This window comes from Candidatus Pelagibacter sp. PS_43, from assembly GCF_059417795.1.
In genome coordinates this window covers 917,902-937,734 of sequence record NZ_CM182066.1, presented here as the reverse complement: position 1 = coordinate 937,734, position 19,833 = coordinate 917,902, and the positions used below count along the sequence as shown (strand labels likewise).

16 protein-coding genes, 2 tRNA genes and 1 other RNA gene are annotated in these 19,833 nt (G+C 29.8%); 15 read left to right on the top strand and 4 right to left on the bottom strand.

Annotated elements, in window-relative coordinates:
• Window positions 1-945 (top strand): mitochondrial fission ELM1 family protein, encoded by a 945-nt coding sequence (locus AC5SLL_RS05115; RefSeq protein WP_494572881.1) that lies wholly within the window; start codon window positions 1-3, stop codon window positions 943-945.
• Entirely contained in the window at window positions 945-1,607 is a 663-nt protein-coding gene (locus tag AC5SLL_RS05110; protein ID WP_494572880.1) for a hypothetical protein, read from the top strand. Before AC5SLL_RS05115 ends, AC5SLL_RS05110 begins: the two co-directional genes overlap by 1 nt.
• A gap of 147 nt (window positions 1,608-1,754) precedes the next feature.
• Here AC5SLL_RS05110 and carB read toward each other — a convergent pair whose 3' ends face one another.
• Together carB and carA are read right to left on the bottom strand one after the other, a co-directional pair.
• A complete protein-coding gene (carB, locus tag AC5SLL_RS05105) occupies window positions 1,755-4,979 on the bottom strand; it encodes a carbamoyl-phosphate synthase large subunit (protein ID WP_494586341.1) in 3,225 nt (1,074 codons plus the stop codon).
• Complete coding sequence (gene carA / locus AC5SLL_RS05100) at window positions 4,957-6,153, bottom strand: glutamine-hydrolyzing carbamoyl-phosphate synthase small subunit (RefSeq protein WP_494586340.1); 1,197 nt, start codon at window positions 6,151-6,153, stop codon at window positions 4,957-4,959. The genes carB and carA overlap by 23 nt, the downstream gene beginning before the upstream one ends.
• Window positions 6,154-6,281: 128 nt before the next feature.
• Between carA and AC5SLL_RS05095 the strand changes: the two genes are divergently transcribed.
• The 6 genes from AC5SLL_RS05095 to AC5SLL_RS05070 all read left to right on the top strand — a co-directional run bounded on the left by AC5SLL_RS05095 (window position 6,282) and on the right by AC5SLL_RS05070 (window position 11,975).
• The gene (locus AC5SLL_RS05095) at window positions 6,282-6,743 is read left to right on the top strand and encodes a GatB/YqeY domain-containing protein (protein ID WP_494572877.1); all 462 of its coding nucleotides are present in this window, start codon (window positions 6,282-6,284) and stop codon (window positions 6,741-6,743) included.
• The gene (gene dnaG / locus AC5SLL_RS05090) at window positions 6,743-8,518 is read left to right on the top strand and encodes a DNA primase (protein ID WP_494586339.1); all 1,776 of its coding nucleotides are present in this window, start codon (window positions 6,743-6,745) and stop codon (window positions 8,516-8,518) included. Before AC5SLL_RS05095 ends, dnaG begins: the two co-directional genes overlap by 1 nt.
• A 68-nt stretch (window positions 8,519-8,586) precedes the next feature.
• On the top strand, window positions 8,587-10,407 hold the full coding sequence (rpoD, locus tag AC5SLL_RS05085; protein WP_494586338.1) for an RNA polymerase sigma factor RpoD: 1,821 nt from the start codon (window positions 8,587-8,589) through the stop codon (window positions 10,405-10,407).
• A 309-nt stretch (window positions 10,408-10,716) separates the two neighbouring features.
• Window positions 10,717-11,733 (top strand): O-antigen ligase family protein, encoded by a 1,017-nt coding sequence (locus tag AC5SLL_RS05080; RefSeq protein WP_494586337.1) that lies wholly within the window; start codon window positions 10,717-10,719, stop codon window positions 11,731-11,733.
• A 25-nt stretch (window positions 11,734-11,758) separates the two neighbouring features.
• Window positions 11,759-11,833, top strand: a tRNA-Val gene (locus AC5SLL_RS05075).
• Between the two features lie 65 nt (window positions 11,834-11,898).
• Window positions 11,899-11,975, top strand: a tRNA-Ile gene (locus AC5SLL_RS05070).
• Window positions 11,976-12,000: 25 nt separating this feature from the next.
• Here AC5SLL_RS05070 and AC5SLL_RS05065 read toward each other — a convergent pair.
• Together AC5SLL_RS05065 and AC5SLL_RS05060 are read right to left on the bottom strand one after the other, a co-directional pair.
• Complete coding sequence (locus AC5SLL_RS05065) at window positions 12,001-12,594, bottom strand: MlaC/ttg2D family ABC transporter substrate-binding protein (protein ID WP_494586336.1); 594 nt, start codon at window positions 12,592-12,594, stop codon at window positions 12,001-12,003.
• Window positions 12,595-12,608: 14 nt separating this feature from the next.
• Window positions 12,609-13,394, bottom strand: a complete 786-nt coding sequence (locus tag AC5SLL_RS05060; protein WP_494586335.1) for an MlaA family lipoprotein — start codon at window positions 13,392-13,394, stop codon at window positions 12,609-12,611.
• 69 nt (window positions 13,395-13,463) lie between these two features.
• Here AC5SLL_RS05060 and AC5SLL_RS05055 point away from each other — a divergent pair, with 69 nt between their 5' ends.
• From AC5SLL_RS05055 to AC5SLL_RS05025, 7 genes are all read left to right on the top strand, one after another.
• Entirely contained in the window at window positions 13,464-14,210 is a 747-nt protein-coding gene (locus AC5SLL_RS05055) for an N-acetylmuramoyl-L-alanine amidase (RefSeq protein WP_494586334.1), read from the top strand.
• Window positions 14,211-14,252: 42 nt separating this feature from the next.
• An RNA gene (gene rnpB, locus AC5SLL_RS05050) (RNase P RNA component class A) lies at window positions 14,253-14,608 on the top strand.
• Window positions 14,609-14,866: 258 nt separating this feature from the next.
• Window positions 14,867-15,334: a division/cell wall cluster transcriptional repressor MraZ gene (mraZ, locus tag AC5SLL_RS05045; protein ID WP_494586333.1), complete on the top strand. Its 468-nt coding sequence runs from the start codon at window positions 14,867-14,869 to the stop codon at window positions 15,332-15,334.
• Between the two features lie 2 nt (window positions 15,335-15,336).
• On the top strand, window positions 15,337-16,830 hold the full coding sequence (gene ftsZ / locus AC5SLL_RS05040) for a cell division protein FtsZ (RefSeq protein ID WP_494586332.1): 1,494 nt from the start codon (window positions 15,337-15,339) through the stop codon (window positions 16,828-16,830).
• 18 nt (window positions 16,831-16,848) lie between these two features.
• Window positions 16,849-17,859, top strand: a complete 1,011-nt coding sequence (gene rsmH, locus AC5SLL_RS05035) for a 16S rRNA (cytosine(1402)-N(4))-methyltransferase RsmH (protein ID WP_494586331.1) — start codon at window positions 16,849-16,851, stop codon at window positions 17,857-17,859.
• Window positions 17,856-18,173, top strand: a complete 318-nt coding sequence (locus tag AC5SLL_RS05030; RefSeq protein ID WP_494586330.1) for a cell division protein FtsL — start codon at window positions 17,856-17,858, stop codon at window positions 18,171-18,173. The genes rsmH and AC5SLL_RS05030 overlap by 4 nt, the downstream gene beginning before the upstream one ends.
• Window positions 18,154-19,833 carry a peptidoglycan D,D-transpeptidase FtsI family protein gene (locus tag AC5SLL_RS05025; protein ID WP_494586329.1) on the top strand — a complete coding sequence of 560 codons (1,680 nt, stop codon included), beginning with the start codon at window positions 18,154-18,156 and terminating at the stop codon, window positions 19,831-19,833. Before AC5SLL_RS05030 ends, AC5SLL_RS05025 begins: the two co-directional genes overlap by 20 nt.

The following is a 19,833-nucleotide window of genomic DNA, read 5'->3' as shown; positions in this document are numbered from 1 at the left end:
ATGATAAAATTAAAAGGGTTATTATTGACAGAGGGTATGCATGGCATGATTAGTCAAGTTGAAGGCTTAGCCAAAGCTCTTGATCTAGATTTTATACACGAGAAGATTGAACTTAATAGTTTTTGGAAATTATTTCCACCGAAGCTAACACCAGTTTCAAGCAATGTTTATAAAAAAATAATATCATCTGACTTTGACGTAATTATTTCATGTGGTAGAAAAAGTGTAATCCCATCCATTCACTTAAAAAAGAATTCTAATAAAAAAGTTATTAATATTCATATTCAAAATCCAAAAGTAAATTTTAAAAACTTTGATTTCATTGTAGCACCTGAGCATGACGGAATTACTGGAGAAAATGTAATTAATACAAAAGGAGCAATACACTATTTAACAAAAGAAGAAATTCTAACAAATAAAAACTATCTTGATTCATTTATTAAAAAAGATCAAAGAAAAATTATAACCCTAATTATTGGTGGCCCAACTAAATATTATGACTATTCGACTGAAAATGTTGAAAAAATTTTTACTAATTTAAAAACCTTAGTAGAAAATAATAATTTTCAGTTAGTAGTTATTCCATCGATGAGGACACCAAAAAATATTATTAATTATGCCAAAGAATTTTTTGGAGAAAATCATACTGTTATTGATGATGTGGACAAAAAAGCTTATTTATCAGCATTAGCAATTTCCGAATATATTGTTGTAACATGCGATTCTAGTTCAATGATTTCAGAAGCAGCACTAACAGGAAAGCCAATTTATATTGCAAATATTGAGCCTAAGAAAAATGACAATCGTTTTCAAAAATTCAGAAATTTATTTAAAGAGTTGAATATAACTAGAAATTTAGGAGAAGATTTAGAAAATTGGAACTATCAAAAGCTTGATGAAACGAATAGAGTAGCAAAAATAATAAATCACAAAATTAAACAATAATGTCATTTTTAAATTCAATTCAAAATAACGCAAAAAAACATGACACACCCTTTACACACTGGGAATATACCAATGTATTAACCGATGGAGCAATTCAAGAAATTATAACTGCAGATATACCTGATGTTAGGGAACATGATTTAAATTATGATGGCACACGAGCAATAGATGGAGGTGCTGCTGAATTTAGAGAAGGTAACGCATCTGGTGGCCAAGCTATTAAATTTAGATGTTTTGTTACAAAAGAAAATGAAAAACAATTTCCAAATTTAGTTAAATTTATTAACGAGCTTCAATCAAAAGAAACTCATGAAGTTATTTCAAAAATGATCAATAAAGATTTGTCTAATTCATACGTTAGAGTTGAGGTTATTTGTGATAGGGAAGGGTTCTGGTTAAAACCTCACTGTGATATCAAAGAAAAACTATTGTCAGGCTTAATTTTTGTTAATAATGCCAACGAATCTGAAGAGCTTGGCACTGATTTTTATAATGAAAAATTAGAGAAAGTTAAAACAGTTCCGTATAAAAACAATTATGGCTATCTCTTTTCAAGTGGACCTAATACTTGGCATGGCATGGAGAAGAAAAAAATAGTTAAAGAAAGAAGATGCCTTCAGGTTAACTATGTAACTTTCCCAACTGATTGGAAAGTAGCCTAGTCTAATTTTCGCATAGAATTAGCAAAAAGCACCTAATTTAATGCCAGGTCTACGAACAGGTTATTTCTATAGATCGTGTGTTTTAAACCTTGATATGAGTTACGAAGATATGATTTTTAGTATTGCAAATACTGGACTGTCTTCACGTTAAATATCTTGAAGTGCTGTAACTGTAATCTCTTTTGTCTTTAAAGATCTAATTCCCATTAAGCAAGCTTGAGCAGTAGACATGTTTGTACAATAAGGAACTTTATTAACCAGGGTCGCTCTTCTTAAAGCCATTGCATCATGAAGACGGTGTTCACTATTTCCGCCCCCTGTATTAATCACTAATGCAATTTTTCCAGAATTTAACACATCAACAATGTGTGGTGATCCCCCACTAACTTTATTGATGGTTTTACATTTCATTCCATGCTTACGAATGTACTCTGCGGTACCACCAGTTCCACATAAAGTAAAATTTAACTTTAAGAGTTGTTTTGCTAAATCAACTCCTTCATCCTTATGACCATCTTTTAAAGAAATAAACGCTAAGCCTCTTGTGGGTAGTGAATTTGATGCAGCGATTTGGCTTTTTGCATAAGCCATTCCAAAATCTTTATCAAACCCCATCACTTCTCCCGTAGATTTCATTTCAGGGCCTAATAAAACATCACTGTTTGGAAATTTATTGAAAGGGAAAACTGCTTCTTTGACAGCAAATAAATTTTTATTTTTACTCTTTAAATTGAACTTAGATAACCTTTCTCCAGCCATCACCCTTGAGGCAATTTTTGCAAGTGGCAATCCTTTAGCTTTAGAGACAAAGGGAACAGTTCGACTAGCTCTCGGATTAACTTCAATTACATAAATTTCATCATTTTTAATAGCGAATTGAATATTCATGAAACCTTTTACTTTTAATGCTATGGCTAATTTTTTAGTTTGAATTTCTATTTCAGCGATTAGCTTAGGTTTAATTGATACAGGGGGAAGGCAACAAGCAGAGTCCCCTGAGTGAATTCCGGCTTCTTCAATGTGTTGCATAATTCCTGCCACATAAACTTCTTTTCCATCTGATATGGCATCTACATCCACTTCCATTGCGTGACTTATAAACTTATCTATTAGTATTGGATTTTCTTCTGCAGCCTTAAAAGCTTCTTCTACAAAATTTTTAAGCTGACTTTTTTCGTAGACAATCTCCATTGCTCTACCACCTAATACATAGGATGGTCTTACCATTAAAGGCAGTCCAATTTTTTCAGCAATTTGAATAGCTTGTTTGTAATTCTGAGCGATACCACTTTCTGCTTGTTTTAATCTTAATTTATCAAGTAATTTACTAAATCTATCTCTATCTTCAGCAAGATCTATGGATGTGTATTGAGTACCTAAAATTGGCAGCCTGTTGTCATGTAAAAATTTAGCAAGTCTTATAGGAGTTTGTCCACCAAACTGAGCAATGATTCCTACAAGGTTTCCCTTTTGTTGTTCTTTTTTAATAATATTAAAAACATACTCCTCTTTTAGAGGTTCAAAATATAGTCTGTCACTAGTATCGTAATCCGTTGAAACTGTTTCTGGATTACAGTTAATCATTATAGTTTCAAAGCCACTTTCTTTAAGTGCATAACTTGCCTGACAACAACAATAGTCAAATTCAATACCTTGACCTATACGATTTGGTCCGCCACCTAAAATTATTATTTTTTTTCTAGAAGAGGGGTCTGCCTCACACTCTGAATTTAAAGCATAGTTTCTTTGATATGTTGAATACATATAAGGGGTGAAAGATTTAAATTCAGCAGCACAGGTATCTACTTTTTTGTAAACTGGTAATACTTTTAAAGCAGTTCTTTTTTTTCTAATAAGGTCTTCAGGAATTTTAGTGATTTCAGATAATTTTTTATCTGAAAAACCTATGGACTTAATTCTATTAAATTCATTGTAATCTTTAGGTAGACCTTTTCTTTGAATTTGGTTTTCCTCATCAACAATTTCTTTTATCTGCTCTAAAAACCAAGGATCTATTTTACAAAGTTGATGAATTCTTTTGATATTTATTTTTTTTCTAAATGCTTCTGCAGCTAACAGTATTCTGTTTGGAATATTTTTTCTTAATTCTTTTTCAATTTGTTTTTTGTTTAATGGAAAAATACGATCAAGACCTGAAAAGCCAATTTCAAGAGAAACTAAAGCTTTTTGTAAAGACTCTTTAAAGTTTCTACCAATTGCCATCGCTTCACCAACAGATTTCATTGATGTCCCAAGAATTGCCTCAGATGTTGAGAATTTTTCAAATGTAAATCGTGGAATTTTTGTTACAACATAGTCAATACTTGGCTCAAATGAGGCAGGGGTTGTTTTGGTAATTTCATTTTTCAATTCATCAAGCGTGTAACCGATAGCCAGTTTGGCAGCAACTTTTGCTATTGGAAATCCAGTTGCCTTAGAAGCAAGGGCTGAAGATCTTGAAACTCTTGGATTCATTTCTATGATAACCATCCTGCCGTCTTTAGGATTGATTGCAAATTGCACGTTCGATCCACCTGTTTCTACTCCAATTTTTCTAAGACAAGCAATAGAAGCATTTCTCATCACTTGATATTCTTTATCAGTAAGGGTTAGTGCAGGTGCAACTGTAATCGAGTCTCCAGTGTGAATTCCCATTGGATCAATATTCTCAATTGAACAAATAATAATGCAGTTATCTTTTTTATCTCTGACAACTTCCATTTCAAACTCTTTCCAACCTTCAAGGCACTCTTCTATTAAAATTTGACTAACAGGGGACTCATGCAAACCATCTTTAACTATTTTAAAATATTCTTTTTCTGTTTTTGCAATTCCTCCACCCAGTCCTCCTAGAGTAAAAGCTGGTCTAATTATTGCAGGTAGCCCAATTTGTTTTAAAACCTTTGCAGCGTCTCTAACATGATTTACAACTTTAGATTTTGGAAGGTCTAAACCTATATCCAACATATTTTTTCTAAACTTTTTTCTATCCTCAGCATTGGATATTGCTTTAGAATTTGCACCAATAAGTTCGATTTTATATTTCTTTAAAATACCTTTTTTTTCAGCGGCCATTGCTAAGTTCAGAGCTGTTTGACCACCCATGGTTGGTAAAATTGCATCTGGTTTTTCTTTTTTAAGAATTTTTTCAAGCACCTCTAAAGTTATCGGCTCAATATAAGTTTTATCAGCCACACCCGGGTCTGTCATAATAGTTGCAGGATTAGAATTGATTAAGATAACTTTATAACCCTCATCTTTAAGTGCTTTACAAGCTTGCGTACCGGAGTAATCAAACTCACAAGCTTGACCTATGATTATTGGTCCAGCACCAACAACTAATATAGTTTTAAGATCTTTTCTTTTTGGCATTTTTTTTCATGTTATTAAAAAATTCTTTGAATAAATAAACACTATCTTGTGGCCCTGGATTTGATTCAGGATGATACTGAACAGAGAAAACTGGTTTATTTTTTAATCTAATTCCCTCAATACAATTATCAAATAAAGATTTATGAGTGACTTCAATATTTTTAGGAAGCGTTGCTCTTACAATTTCAAAACCATGGTTTTGACTTGTAATTTCCACATTATCTTTAAGTAGATTTTTTACAGGATGGTTAGCTCCTCTATGACCTAATTTCATTTTTTTTGTTTTTGCACCAAGAGTTAGCGCAAGAATTTGATGACCTAGACAAATACCAAAAATAGGTAAATTTTTATTGATTAATTCTTTTATAATTTCGATAGCATATTTTCCAGTTGCCGCAGGATCTCCAGGGCCATTAGATAAAAAGATACCATTTGGTTTTAGCTTTAAAATATCTTTTGCACTAGTTTTGCAAGAAACAACAGTTACTTTACAGTTTAGATCTGAAAAATATCTTAAGATATTTTTTTTTATTCCATAATCAATAGCAACAACATGTAATGAATTTTTCTTATTTTTTAAATAACCAGTTTCTTTTTTCCAAGTCTTAAACCCTGACCAAATATAACTTTTTTTAGTAGTAACCTGTTCTGCTAAATCTAAATTATTTAATCCACTCCATTTGTTAGTAATGTTAATTAATTTGCTTATATTAAAATTACCGTTTTTAGAAAAAGAAATTGTTCCCTTTGGAGCACCTTTATCTCTAATAAAATTAGTTAAACTTCTAGTATCAAGTCCAGTGATCCCTACAATTTTATTTTTTTTTAACCACATGTCCAAGTTAACGAAAGATCTGTAATTAGAAGGACTTGTTATTTCAGAATTAAAAATTACACCTTTAGTCCAAACCTTATCAGACTCTAAATCCTCTTTATTAGTTCCAACATTACCAATGTGAGGGAACGTAAAATTAATGATTTGTCCGGCATAAGATGGATCTGAGATAATTTCTTGATATCCTGTTAAGGAAGTGTTGAAACAAACCTCACCAGTCGCAGTTCCCTGATATCCAATACCAATACCTTTAAAGATTGTTTTATTATCAAGAACTAAAATGCCTGTGGGAATCTGAGAGATTTTTTTTGAGCTAGTTTTTTTTGCTTTTTTGATCAATTACAACTCATGAGTTAAAGGTTAATACAATAAAACCTTAATTACCGCAACAGAGATGTATTATAAAATTATAAAAAAACAATTTTTCTTTTGAAGAATTTTTACTTTGCAGTAGATTAAAAAATATTATGACATTGAAAGAAAAAATTGAAACTAACTATAAAAATTCTTTAAAAGCAAAAAATAAGACAGAAATATCAACCTATAGGTTAATTTTATCTTCAATTAAAGATCTTGATATTGTTAATCGATCTGGACCTGACAAAAAAGAAACAGACGATGAGGACATCAAGAAACTTTTGAAGAAAATGATCAAACAAAGAACCGAATCAATAGAGATCTATAAAAAGAACGATAGAAAAGATTTATTAGAAGTGGAGCAAAACGAATTTGAACTATTATCTAGTTTTTTGCCTAAGCAATTAAATGACGAAGAAACTAAAAAAATATGCGTTGATACAATAAGCAAATTAGGAGCAGCATCGATTAAAGATATGGGCAAAGTGATGGGTGAGCTTAAAAAGTCTTATCCTGACAACTTAGACTTTGCTAAAGCTGGACCATTGCTTAAAGAATTATTAAATAAATAATGAAATATCCCAAAGAATACTTAGACGAAATTAAAACTCGTTTAAAAGTTTCAACAGTTGTCTCAAAATCAGTTAGCTTAAAAAAAAGAGGCAAAGAATTTGTTGGTCTATCACCATTTAAGACAGAAAAAACACCATCTTTTACGGTCAATGATGAAAAAGAATTCTATCATTGTTTTGCGACATCAGAACACGGAAATATTTTTGATTTTGTAATGAAAACTCAAAATTTAAAATTTGGTGAAGCTGTAAAATCTCTAGCTAATCTTGCTGGGATGAGACCATACACATTTTCTAAACAAGATGAGGAAAGAGAGAAAAATTGGCAAGAGTATTCTTCAATTTATAATCAATATGTCGAATTTTATCATGATGAAATTTTAAAAAATGAAAGTTTAACTATTGCAAGAGACTATTTAAAAAAAAGAAACCTTAGCAAAGATGAGGTAAAAAATTTTAAAATTGGATTTGTTGAAAGAAATTCTAACTTTTATGAAAAGTTAAAAGATCAATTTAGTGAAAAAATATTAGCAGAAAGTGGTCTTTTTTATTTAGATGAAAAAAAAAATACCTATATAGAAAGATTTAGAGATAGAATTATATTTCCAATAAATAATATTTCCGGTCAGCCTATTGGATTGGGAGGAAGAACCATTAATGAAAATAGTTATGGTGCAAAATATATAAATTCTCCAGAGACTCCTTTTTTTAAAAAAGGTTCTAACTTATATAATTTAGATTTAGCTCGAAAATTATCCAATAAAATTGATCACGTGTATCTTGTTGAAGGTTACATGGATGTTGTTGGCTTAAGTAAAAATGGAATAGAAAACGTTGTTGCAAACCTTGGAACCTCATTAACTGACAGACAAATTTTAATTTTAAATCAATTTTTTGATGACATAATTATTTGTTTTGATGGAGATGAAAGTGGATATAAAGCAGCACTTAGAGCAGCTGAAAATTCAATAAAAGAATTACAGCCTGAAAAACAAATCTCATTTCTTTTTTTACCAGATGGAGAAGACCCAGATAGTTATGCAAACAAAAATGGTAAAGCTAATTTTATAGATTTTACCAAACAAGCAAAAATTTCTATTCATCAATTCATATTTAATCACTACAAACAACAAACTGATAATAATCCTTCATCAATGGCAATTTTTGAAAAAAAATTAAGATCTATTGCGCGAACCATTAAAGATGATTTTATTAAAAAATATGTGCTTGAGTTTTTCTTAGAAAAAATCTCATCTTTAACACCTCATAGTAACGTAGGTAAAAAACAGTTTTATACAAAAAAGATTAAGTCTTTACAATCAACACAAAAATATTTCAATGAAAGTAAATCATTAAGCGGGGTAGAACTTAAAGAGTTTTCATTACTTTATCTGATATTAAATAACTTAGATATTTTTCAAGAAAATATTCACTTAATTGAAAATATTAGATTGTTCAGTGATGAAAATAAATTGATCTATGAAACTCTTTTATCAAAGTTAAAAAGTGGAGAGAAACTTACGCTTGAGCAAATTCCTATTGATCCACAATTAATAGAAAAAATTTTCAAGTTTGCTTCCATCAAGCATATTTTAAATAGTCATCAAAATAATCAAGAAAAGATGTTTGAATTATTAGATGAGGTTTCAAGAGATCTCAAAAATTACGATTTAGAGTTTAGAATTGAAGAGCTAGAATCGAAATTTTCAAAGGATTTAAGCGAAAGTACTTTCAATGAATTAAGAGAGCTTAAAAAGCAAAAAAATATCAATTAAATCCAACAAAAAATACATGGATTTTTCTAAAATTGCGCTTATATAAGACTTCTCAAATATATACGATTGTGGAAAGAATAATTACAAAATCATTTGCTAGACTTATGGGTAGAGGAACCCATAGAGGATTTATAACTTTTGATGAGTTAAACAAATCTCTAGGTAAAAGAAATCTTTCTAATGAAAATTTAGAACAGGCCTTCATGCACATTCTTGACGAGAGCGTTTCTCTAGTAGAAAAAAAATCAGATTTTAAAGTTTTAAGAAAAAAAGAAAACTCCTCTAAAGAAGAAGGCAAAACTATTGAAAAGAGTGATGATCCTATAAGAATGTATTTAAGGGAGATGGGAGGAGTAGAACTTTTATCTCGTGAAGGTGAAATTGCAATTGCTAAAAGAATAGAAGCTGGAAAAGATGTGATGCTTATTGCATTAGCACAAAGCCCAATTACAGCACAGCAATTTGTTGAGTGGGATGAAAAACTTCAAAAGGATGAAATTCTAGTAAGAGAAATTATTGATATTGATACAAATTATATGGAGGACGAAAATACAGGTCCTAGTGCTAAACAAAGAAATTCAGGTGAAACAGATAAAAATGAAGATAGCAATGATGATGATGAATTTAATCCTACACTTGCTGCAATGGAAACTGAAATTAAACCAAAGGTTTTAAAAACTGTTAACACTCTAACAAAAGAGTACGCAAAATTAATTAAATATCAAAAAGAGAAATTAGATTGTATTTTAAATTCAGGCAGTTTTTCAACTGCCAAAGAAAAAGGCTATGACAAAATTGTAAGTGATATTTTAGAAAATATTAAATCTCTTCAGTTATCTCCATCTGTATTAGAAGAATTAGTTCAAAAACATTATGTAGAAAATAAAAAGATTGTTTCTTTAGAGGGAAATCTTTTGAGACTTGCAATGGATCAAAAAATTCCAAGAAATGAATTTATTAAGTTTTATATAGGCAATGAAATTAATCCAAATCTTAAAAAATTTCTTGATACCAATCCCATGTGGAAACAGTTTTTTTCAAAAAACAAAGATGAATTTAAAAATATTAGAGAAAGATTAATTGAGATTAGTCATAAGCTTGGGATCTCAGTTACAGATTATAAAAAATTAGTAAGTAGAATTCAAAAGGGTGAAAAAGAATCTAGAATTGCAAAAAAAGAAATGGTTGAAGCTAACTTGAGATTAGTAATCTCTATTGCCAAAAAATATACTAATAGAGGACTTCAATTCTTAGATCTTATTCAAGAAGGAAACATCGGTCTTATGAAGGCAGTAGATAAATTTGAATATAGAAGGGGATATAAATTTTCAACATATGCCACATGGTGGATAAGACAAGCGATTACAAGATCTATCGCTGACCAAGCGCGAACGATTAGAATTCCAGTTCATATGATTGAAACCATTAATAAAATTGTTAGAACACAAAGACTAATTTTAAGTGAGTTTGGTAGAGAGGCGACACCAGAGGAATTAGCAAAAAAATTAAGAATGCCATTAGATAAAGTTAGAAAAGTTTTAAAGATATCAAAAGAACCAGTTTCACTTGAAAAGCCAGTAGGCGATGAAGAAGATAGTAGTTTAGGAGATTTTATTGAAGATACAAAAGCATTAGCGCCACTAGAACAAGCTATTAAATCAAATTTAAGTGAGGCAACTACTAAGATTTTATCAACACTAACACCAAGAGAAGAAAGAGTTCTTAGAATGAGATTTGGTGTTGGAATGAATACAGATCATACTCTTGAAGAAGTAGGACTTCAGTTTTCAGTGACTAGAGAACGTATTCGACAGATTGAAGCAAAAGCTCTTAGAAAGTTAAAACACCCAAGTAGATCCAAACAACTAAAAAGCTTTTTAGAAAGCTAAATAAACCAATCTATTTATTAACATAAGGTAGATCTTATTTATTTTTAATATTTAATAGAGTATTAAATTAATTAAATGAACAGTAAAATTCATAATTCTTATTTCCTTGTTTTATTTTCTTTCATACCTGCATCTATGATTATTGGATCCGCTTTTTCTTTGTTTAATATTCTGCTAATTGATATTTCGTTCATTTTTTTTATTTTATTCAAAAAAGATTTTAAGTTTTTATCTAATAAAAACGTTAAACTTATTATACTGCTCTATTTATATTTAATTTTTAATTCCATTATAGCAAAAGATTTTTCAATGAGTGCACTTAGAAATCTTGGATTTATTAGATTTGGAATACTTTTTTTGGCATTTAATTATTTTTTTTACAATAAGGATTTTGCAAATAGAGTTTTGGTAATATGGGCCCTTACCCTATCTTTTTTATCTCTAGATGCTTATATAGAAATTATATCTGGAACAAATATACTCGGCTATGGTGAAGATTATGGATCACGAATAGTAAGTTTTTTCAAGGATGAGCCAATTGTAGGCGGTTATATTAATGGATTTTATCTAATTATTATTGGATTTCTATTTTATTTAAATGATAAAATAATGAATAAGTATAAATATATTATCTTAATTTTAACTATTTTTTTCATTACTGCAATAATATTGACAGGTGAAAGATCAAATTCGATTAAGGCAATTCTAGGTTTTTTTTTATTTTATTTTTTGAATGATCATTTCAAATTTAAAGAAAAAATAATTTCAGTTTTATTATTAGTTTTAATATTTATATCTTTGTTTAATACCTCTAATTTTTTAAAATTAAGATATGGTGGTCAATTTTTTAAACCAATAATTTCTATTTTTCAGACTAATAATGAAATTAGCATAGAGAGAGTAGCAAATAAAAATGTATATATTGCTCTTTATCAATCTGGATTTGAGGTTTTTAAAAAATATAAAATTTTTGGTGTAGGAAATAAAAATTATAGATTAGAGACGTGCACAAATGAAAAAAATCCCAAATATTTTTGTAGCACCCATCCTCATCAGCTATATTTTGAGTTTTTGGCGGAACATGGAATTGTGGGGGCCTTGATCTTAATTTTAATTTTATTTAGTCTAATATTAAGTAAAATTAGGATTATTCTTGACTCTAAAAATTACCTACAATTAGGTTGTTTAACATTTTTGTTAACCTCATTTATTCCATTGCTACCCAGTGGTGCGTTTTTTGCAGATTACAATTTAACTATTTTTTGGATAAACTTATCTATTATGTATGCTGCTGGAAACAAAACTAATGTATTTAGATTAAATTAAAAATTAATAGATAAATTATATTTATGGGACTGTAGCTCAATAGTAGAGTACTGCATTGACATTGCAGGGGTAGTTGGAGCGTAACCAACCAGTCCCACCATTCTCATTATTTTTACCTATACTAGACATCGGTTGCATTATAATATAATTAAAGTTTAATTTTCAGGGCCTGTAGCTCAGTTGGTTAGAGCAGTACACTCATAATGTATTGGTCCCAGGTTCGAGTCCTGGCGGGCCCACCAATAAATAATCTTTTTTTACAAAAAATTATTTAACGAATTCTTTTAAAGTAGAAAAAAGACCATTAATATCTCCGTTGTTACTTTGGATGATAGATGAAAATTCTTCCTTCTGAGTTCTTGCAAGACTCAAGCCCTCAATAATTAAATCTCTAATTAGAGGGTTTTCAGGATTTTTTGTATAAATTCTCCAATCAATTTTAATCTCTGGTCTTTGATCGGTTGCAACTAATTTACTAGAAACCATTGTATATTTTTCACTTAACTTTTCTTTAGACACAACTTCTATTTCAGGATTTGAATACTCTGCCAATCTACTAGAAAAGCTCTTTAAAAAATATTGCTTAAAAAGTCTTTCATATTCACTTATTTCACTTTCACTCATATTTTTTCTATAAGAGCCTAAAGTGTAAGAACCAATTCCAATTATATCAACAGTTTCAATTGCGATCTGTTTTAACTTCTCTATTTTTTCTTCTTTTGAATATTTATTATCTAAAGCTTCTGAAGCTCTATTTACCGTTGATTGCACAAATATATCAGGTTCCATCGAATAGGATTGATTAAAGCTAACAAAATTTATTATGATAAAAGAAAATATTAAAAACTTTTTTAATCTCATTAAGTTTTATTTTTTTACTGAGTTTCTATTTCTTCCCAATCACTATCGTTTTGGGTTTCAGTTATTGCATTTGAGTTTGCAATTTTTTGTTGTCTATCTTGTAGATATAAACTTCTAACAGATGCATAAAAATCTATTGAGTTTTTTTCTAGGTTATCAAAAGACTCTATATTTTTTGCTCTAAAATCAATTCCAGCACCTGCTCTTGTCGCATAATAATCAAAATCAGAAAAGTGTTGAGTGTCATTTGCAACAGTAACATTATACCATGCATCACCTCCCATTAAGTTCGCCAATGAACCAACTGTGTCTCTTACATTTGAAGGCCCCAAAACAGGGAGCACTACATAACATCCTTCACCAACACCCATAACACCAAGTGTTTGACCATAGTCTTCTTTTTCATATTCTGGAAAACCTACTTTTTCTGCGACATCAAATATTCCAACAACTCCAATAGTTGTATTAACTATAAATCTACCAGTGTTAACAGTAGCTTTTTTAAAATTTCCTTGAAGTAGATTGTTTGGAATTGTTACAAGTGTTGAAAGATTGTCCAAAGCATTACTTGTTCCAGCTCTTACTGGAGATGGCAAAACCCTATAAGCTTTAGCAAGAGGTTCAAAAACAACACCATCTAAAACCTGATTAAATTTAAAAGTTGCTCTATTTACACTTTCAAAACAATCTTTTACTTCACCTGAATTTTTGTTAGACATATTATTTTCACCATCAGTATCGGCACTTACATTGGTGACTAGCATTAAACTAATTAGTGAAGTTAATAAAAAATTTTTCATTATTATTTAATTATATAATGTATATAAGCTCAATGTAAATCTAGAAATAGTTATAAATATGACCCAAAAATGGCTCTAAAGATAGCATTAAACTACTCACCTAACTTTAATCCAAAGAAAAGATCATCTAAGCAAATCAAATTTATAATTTTTCATTATACGGGAATGAAAAGCGAATCTGATGCTTTGAGGAGACTTGCAGATATACAATCTGAGGTTAGCTGTCATTATTTTATCAAAAATAATGGAGAGATTATAAACATGGTACCCGATTTATATATTGCATGGCATGCAGGAAAATCTTCATGGAAAAATTATAAATTTTTAAATCAAAACTCTATTGGAATTGAAATTACAAATCCAGGACATGAGCATGGATATAAAAAATTCAAACAAAAACAAATATCTTCACTTTTAAAATTAACTAAATCATTAATAAAGAGATACAATATTCTTCCTAAAAATATTTTAGGACATTCAGATATAGCCCCACAAAGAAAGAAAGATCCTGGAGAAAAGTTTCCTTGGGAATATTTATCAAAAAAAAATATAGGGATATGGCATACATTAAAGCATAAGCAAGAACTGATAAAAAATAGAAAACTTAAAATAAATGAAGAAGAAGAAACTTTTTTCTATAAAAATTTATTTAAGATTGGGTATTCAAAAAAGAAACCATTAAATATTAATAGAGTAAAATATTCAAGAGAGTTAGTAAAGGCATTTCAAAGAAGGTTTAGACAAGAATTAGTTAATGGTAAAATCGATCGAGAATGCTTGCTTATTAGTAAAAATCTTGTTGGAGAATTTAAATAAATTTTTCTTGAAGTTTTTGAGTTTAGTAATAAATTGTAAATGCTAGATGAACGACTTATTGCTTTAATTTTATTAAAGAGGAAAGTCCGGGCTCCGCAAAGACACAGTGCCAGGTAATACCTGGCGGGGGAAACCCTAGGGATAGTGCCACAGAAAATATACCGCCATAACATGGCAAGGGTGAAAAGGTGTGGTAAGAGCACACCGGTTCTATTGGTAACAATGAACGCTGGAAAACCCCACTGGGAGCAAGACTAAGTAGAGATGACATTGTTGCAAAACTAAAAGCCGTCTTTGGCTAGTCATCAGGGTTAGTTGCTTGAGCTTAAGAGTGATCTTAAGTCTAGAGAAATGATAAGTTTTAATGACAGAACCCGGCTTATAGTTCGTCTAGCAAACTTATCCACAACTATTGCTTAATAATAAAATAGGTGTTCACCTTTTGATTCATAATTGAGTCATTTATGTTCTTATTTTTAATCCCACAATTGTATTGGTTTCAAACTTAAAAATTGAATTAAAACTCTAAAGAGATAGACAACAAGTTGTTCATAAACTTCATCAAATAAGCCTAAAATGAACATATTGACAGCATGTCTAAAAACCCATAATATCCCATATATTCCCAAATATGGAATTTATGAAATATAAAAAATATGTTTTTATCTACTTACGAGAACAAAATAGACAAAAAGGGAAGGGTGTCCGTGCCTGCTAGTTTTAGATCTCATCTTTCTAATTTAGGATATAACGGGGTTATTTGTTATCCATCATTTAATAATCAATCTATTGAAGCTTGCTCACAAGATAGAATTGAAAAACTTTCAGCAAGCATAGACTCTTTAAGTCCCTATGAAGAAAATAGAGATTTTTTTTCTACATCAGTTTTATCTGATAGTGTGAATTTACAATTCGATAGTGAAGGCAGAATTTCTTTATCTACAAAATTATTAAAACACGCAAAAATAAAAAATAGCATGTTATTTGTTGGTCAAGGTCAAACATTCCAAATATGGGAACCAACAGCATTTGAAAAATTTAAGGTGATAGCTAGAAAAAAAGCAAACATAAATAGAGCAAGCCTTAAATGGGAAAAACATTTTAATAACAATGAGGGGAAATAAAAATGACAATTAACTTTAAAGCGCCAGAGATAAAAGAATTACAACCAAGATTATTAGTTTTAGGTGTTGGTGGGGCAGGAGGAAATGCAATCAATGAAATGATAGATAATGGTCTACAAGGAGTGGAGTTTATTGCTGTCAATACCGATGCTCAGGATTTGAAATTAAGTAAAGCAAAAGCAAGAATTCAAATTGGATTAAATTTAACTAAAGGTTTAGGGGCTGGAGCAAAACTTGATATTGGTCAAGCAGCTGCAGATGAGTCTTTAAATGATATTGTAAACACTCTTCAAGGTGCAAATATGGTTTTTATAACTGCAGGTATGGGTGGTGGAACTGGAACGGGTGCCGCACATGTTATTGCAAGAGCTGCAAAAGAATTGAATATCTTAACCGTTGGTGTTGTTACACTACCATTTCTATATGAAGGCCCTTCAAGAATGAGAAGAGCTCAACAAGGACTTGAAGAATTAAGAAAACATGTAGACACAATTATTGTAATTCCAAATCAAAATTTATTTAAGATTGCAAATGAACAAACTACATTTGAAGAATCTTTTAATCTTTCAAATAATGTCTTGATGCATGGTGTTCAAAGTATAACTGATCTTATGGTTAGACCTGGTTTAATCAACTTGGATTTTGCAGATGTTGAAACTGTTATGGCCTCAATGGGTAAAGCAATGATGGGTACAGGAGAGGCTGAAGGAGAGGGTAGAGCTATAAAAGCTGCAGAGATGGCAATAAGCAATCCATTGATTGATGATTATACTTTAAAAGGAGCCAAAGGTTTATTAGTAAACATCACTGGTGGAAAAGATCTTAAACTTTTTGAAGTTGATGAAGCGGTAAATAAAGTAAGAGCTGAAGTTGATCCAGAAGCAGAATTAATTATTGGTGCAATTACCTCAGCAGAGCTAGATGGTAAAATGAGAGTATCTATTGTGGCAACATCACTAGATGGCCAACAACCTGAAGGTAAATCTGTAATTAATATGGTTCATAGAATACAAAACAGAAACCCAGGTTATTCAGACTTTGGTAGTGCTAGTTCAGCTCAATCATTTAATTTTTCTCCAACAATGTCTAGTCCCATTTCACATGGTGCAAATGCATTGAAGTTAGAAAATGAAGTTATTGCAGGGCCAAGTTTAGATAAATCAACTTCAGATATGATTAATCAACAAAATTTACACTCTCAAGAGGTTGAGAGTGTTGTTGAAAATAATCATACAGCTGATCATGAGCAATCTTTTACTGAAGAAGCGTTCAATACCACAGTTGAGACTGAAGAGAGTAATATGCCATTAGAAACTGAGCAAACTTCTAATGGACTTGAAAACTTTGGTGTGGATGAAGATGCGGCTCCAGATTTATTTAGTTCAGATAATGAACAAAATGAATCAGATAGTTTTTTATCGACAGAGAATAATGAAAATAACTCTGAAGATGATGATCTTGAAATTCCAGCATTTTTAAGAAGACAAAAGAATTAATGGTCTTCAAAAAAATAAATGATAGCCACCATAGTACCAGATGTGAGAAGTCATTATCCGGTACTGCTAAGTGAATTAATTAGCATTATTACCCCTCAATATGGTGGCACATTTATTGACTGCACCTTTGGTCAAGGTGGATACTCTAAAAAAATATTAAATTTTGCTGAAACAAAAGTAATTGCACTAGATAGAGATTTAGAGAGTCAAAAAAAAGCAAATATAATTCAAAGTTCTTTTGAAGATAGGTTTTTATTTAAGAACATTAAATTTAGCCAGTTAAATAATTTAAAGCTTAAAAATGAAAATATAAGAGGAGTGATCTTCGACTTAGGTTATTCGCTTAATCAAATAAAGGATCCAAAAAAAGGGCTTTCTTTTGAGACTGTTGGTGCACTCAATATGAGGATGGGAATAAATGAGTTTTCAGCCAAAGAGGCAATAAATATTCTAGACAAAGTCGAACTTGCACAAATATTTAAGTATTTTGGTGAAGAAAAAGACAGCAATCGAATAGCACACAATATTGTGGAAGATAGAGCTAAAAGAGAAATTACAACAGAGGAGCTAGTAAGGATAATAGAGTCTTCAAAGAGAAAAAATAATAGCAAAACCCATAGCGCTACAAAAATTTTTCAAGCATTAAGAATATTTGTTAATAAAGAAATAAGTGAACTAATTTATGGATTAATTAATGCAGCCAAAGTAGTCAAAAAAGATGGAGTTATAGCGGTAGTAACATTTCATTCACTTGAAGATAAAATAGTAAAATACTTTTTTAAAAGCATGTCTGAAAACAAAAGTGTTTCAAGATACATGCCTAAAGGTGAGGAAAAAGTGAATTTATTTAAGACTACTAATAAGAAACCTATTGTACCTAGTGAAAAAGAAATTAAAGAAAATCCACAATCTAGATCAGCTAAATTAAGATACGTTATTAAAAAAGAGGATTTTTATGATTTTGAGACAGATATTCTAGAAAAGTTTGATCATTTAATTAAAATTGAAAATTTTTCACAGAAATTATGAAGAAAATAGCATTTTTAATAATCTTAATATTAGTTTTAGCTACTTCAATTGTGAAAAATTCTACAAAAGAAATTGAAGATAAAATTTTTGTATTAAAAGAAAATATTAGGCCTTTAAAAACAGAACTTGGTGAAGCATTATTAGAATATAATTTCCTGACTTCTCCAGAAAAGTTAACTCAATATCAAAATCAATATTTTGAAAAAGATTTAATCAAAATAGATATTACTCAAATTAAAGAATTAAGAGAGAATAAAGATCAAATAGTCACAAATAGCTTAATTAAAGATAAAAATGGTTCACAAGAAAAGTAATATAATTTTAGAAGAATATGAAAATAAATTTTCATATAAAAAAAGTAAAACAAATCTCAACATAGAGTTTAATAGAATTGCATTTATCTTTTTTGTATTTCTAGTTATTTCAATAATATTTTCTATTCAGCTTCTTCACTTAGGCTCATTAAAACAAGATAAAAAAGTTACACCAGCTTCTAATGTAAAAAATTACAGAGCAGATATTATGGATAGAAATGGCAATTATTTAGCCAAAACTGTTAGCTCTATTGATATTGGTATTAATCCTGTTGAAATAATAGATAAACAAAAACTTTTAATAAATTTAAAATTGTTATTCCCTAAAAAGAATTATTTAGAAATTGAAAAAAAAATTGATCTAAATAAATTTTTTTATTTTGAAAAAAAAATATCTTTAGAAAATTATGAAAAAATCATGTTACTTGGAGATAAATCAATTGTGCCAGAAGAGAAGTTGGCTAGAGTCTATCCTCAAAAAAATCTTTTTAGTCATATTATTGGTCAGATAGATGATGATAATCAGGGTATATCAGGTATTGAGAAATCATTTGATGATAGATTGAGGCAAGAAAAAAAACCACTTAAATTAACTGTTGATACGGATGTACAATTCTTAGTTAGAGAACAGCTTATAAAATTTAATACAATTTTTAGAAGTAAAGGTGCGGCTGCGATTTTAATGAATGTAAATAATGGAGAAATTATTTCTATGGTCTCATATCCCGATTTTGACCTTAATAAGAGAGAAAAAATTGTAGATTTAGATTTTATCAATAGAGCAACGAAAGGTGTTTATGAGTTAGGCTCAGTTTTTAAAACATTTACAGTTGCTGCTGGATTAAACCAAGATTTAATAGATATTGATACTGAGTTTTTAGATTTGCCAAAATCAATTCGTTGTGCTGGTCAACTTATTGGAGAGTATAGTGATAATATTCCTTCAGATTTAACAGTGGAAGAAATCTTAATTAGATCTGGAAATATAGGATCAGTTAGAATTGGACAAAAGTTAGAAATAGACAAACTTAAATCTTTTTTAGAAAAAATTGGAGTTTTAAATAAAATTGATTTTGATATTGAAGAAGTAGGAGAACCATATCCGTTCAAGTGGGGAAAATGTAAATTAGCCACTGTTTCTTTTGGACATGGAATAACTACAACACCGTTGCAACTTGCAAAAGGATATTCAATTATTACAAATGGTGGTTTTGATATTAAACCTACTTTAATTAAAAGAGATGAGGATGACATTAACAATAAAAATAGAATTATTAAGAAAGGCATTTCAGAAAAATTAAATCCAATTCTACGAAAAATTGTTACAAATAAAGAAGGTACCGCAGAATTAGCTAACATAGATGGATATGAAGTAGGTGGTAAAACTGGAACGGCCCAAAAAACTACATTAGGCGGTTATTCTAATTTAAAAGTTAATACGTTTGCCTCTATATTTCCAACTTCAAAACCAAAGTACACATTAATTGTTTTATTAGATGAACCCAAAACTAATAGTGAGTATATTTATTATTACAAAGATGGAAAACAACCTACAAAAGGCACACCTTATAATACAGCTGGCTGGACCTCTGTTGAAGTTGCTGGAAATATCATAGAAAGAATTGGGCCTATTTTGGCCACAAAACATATAGAAAATTAA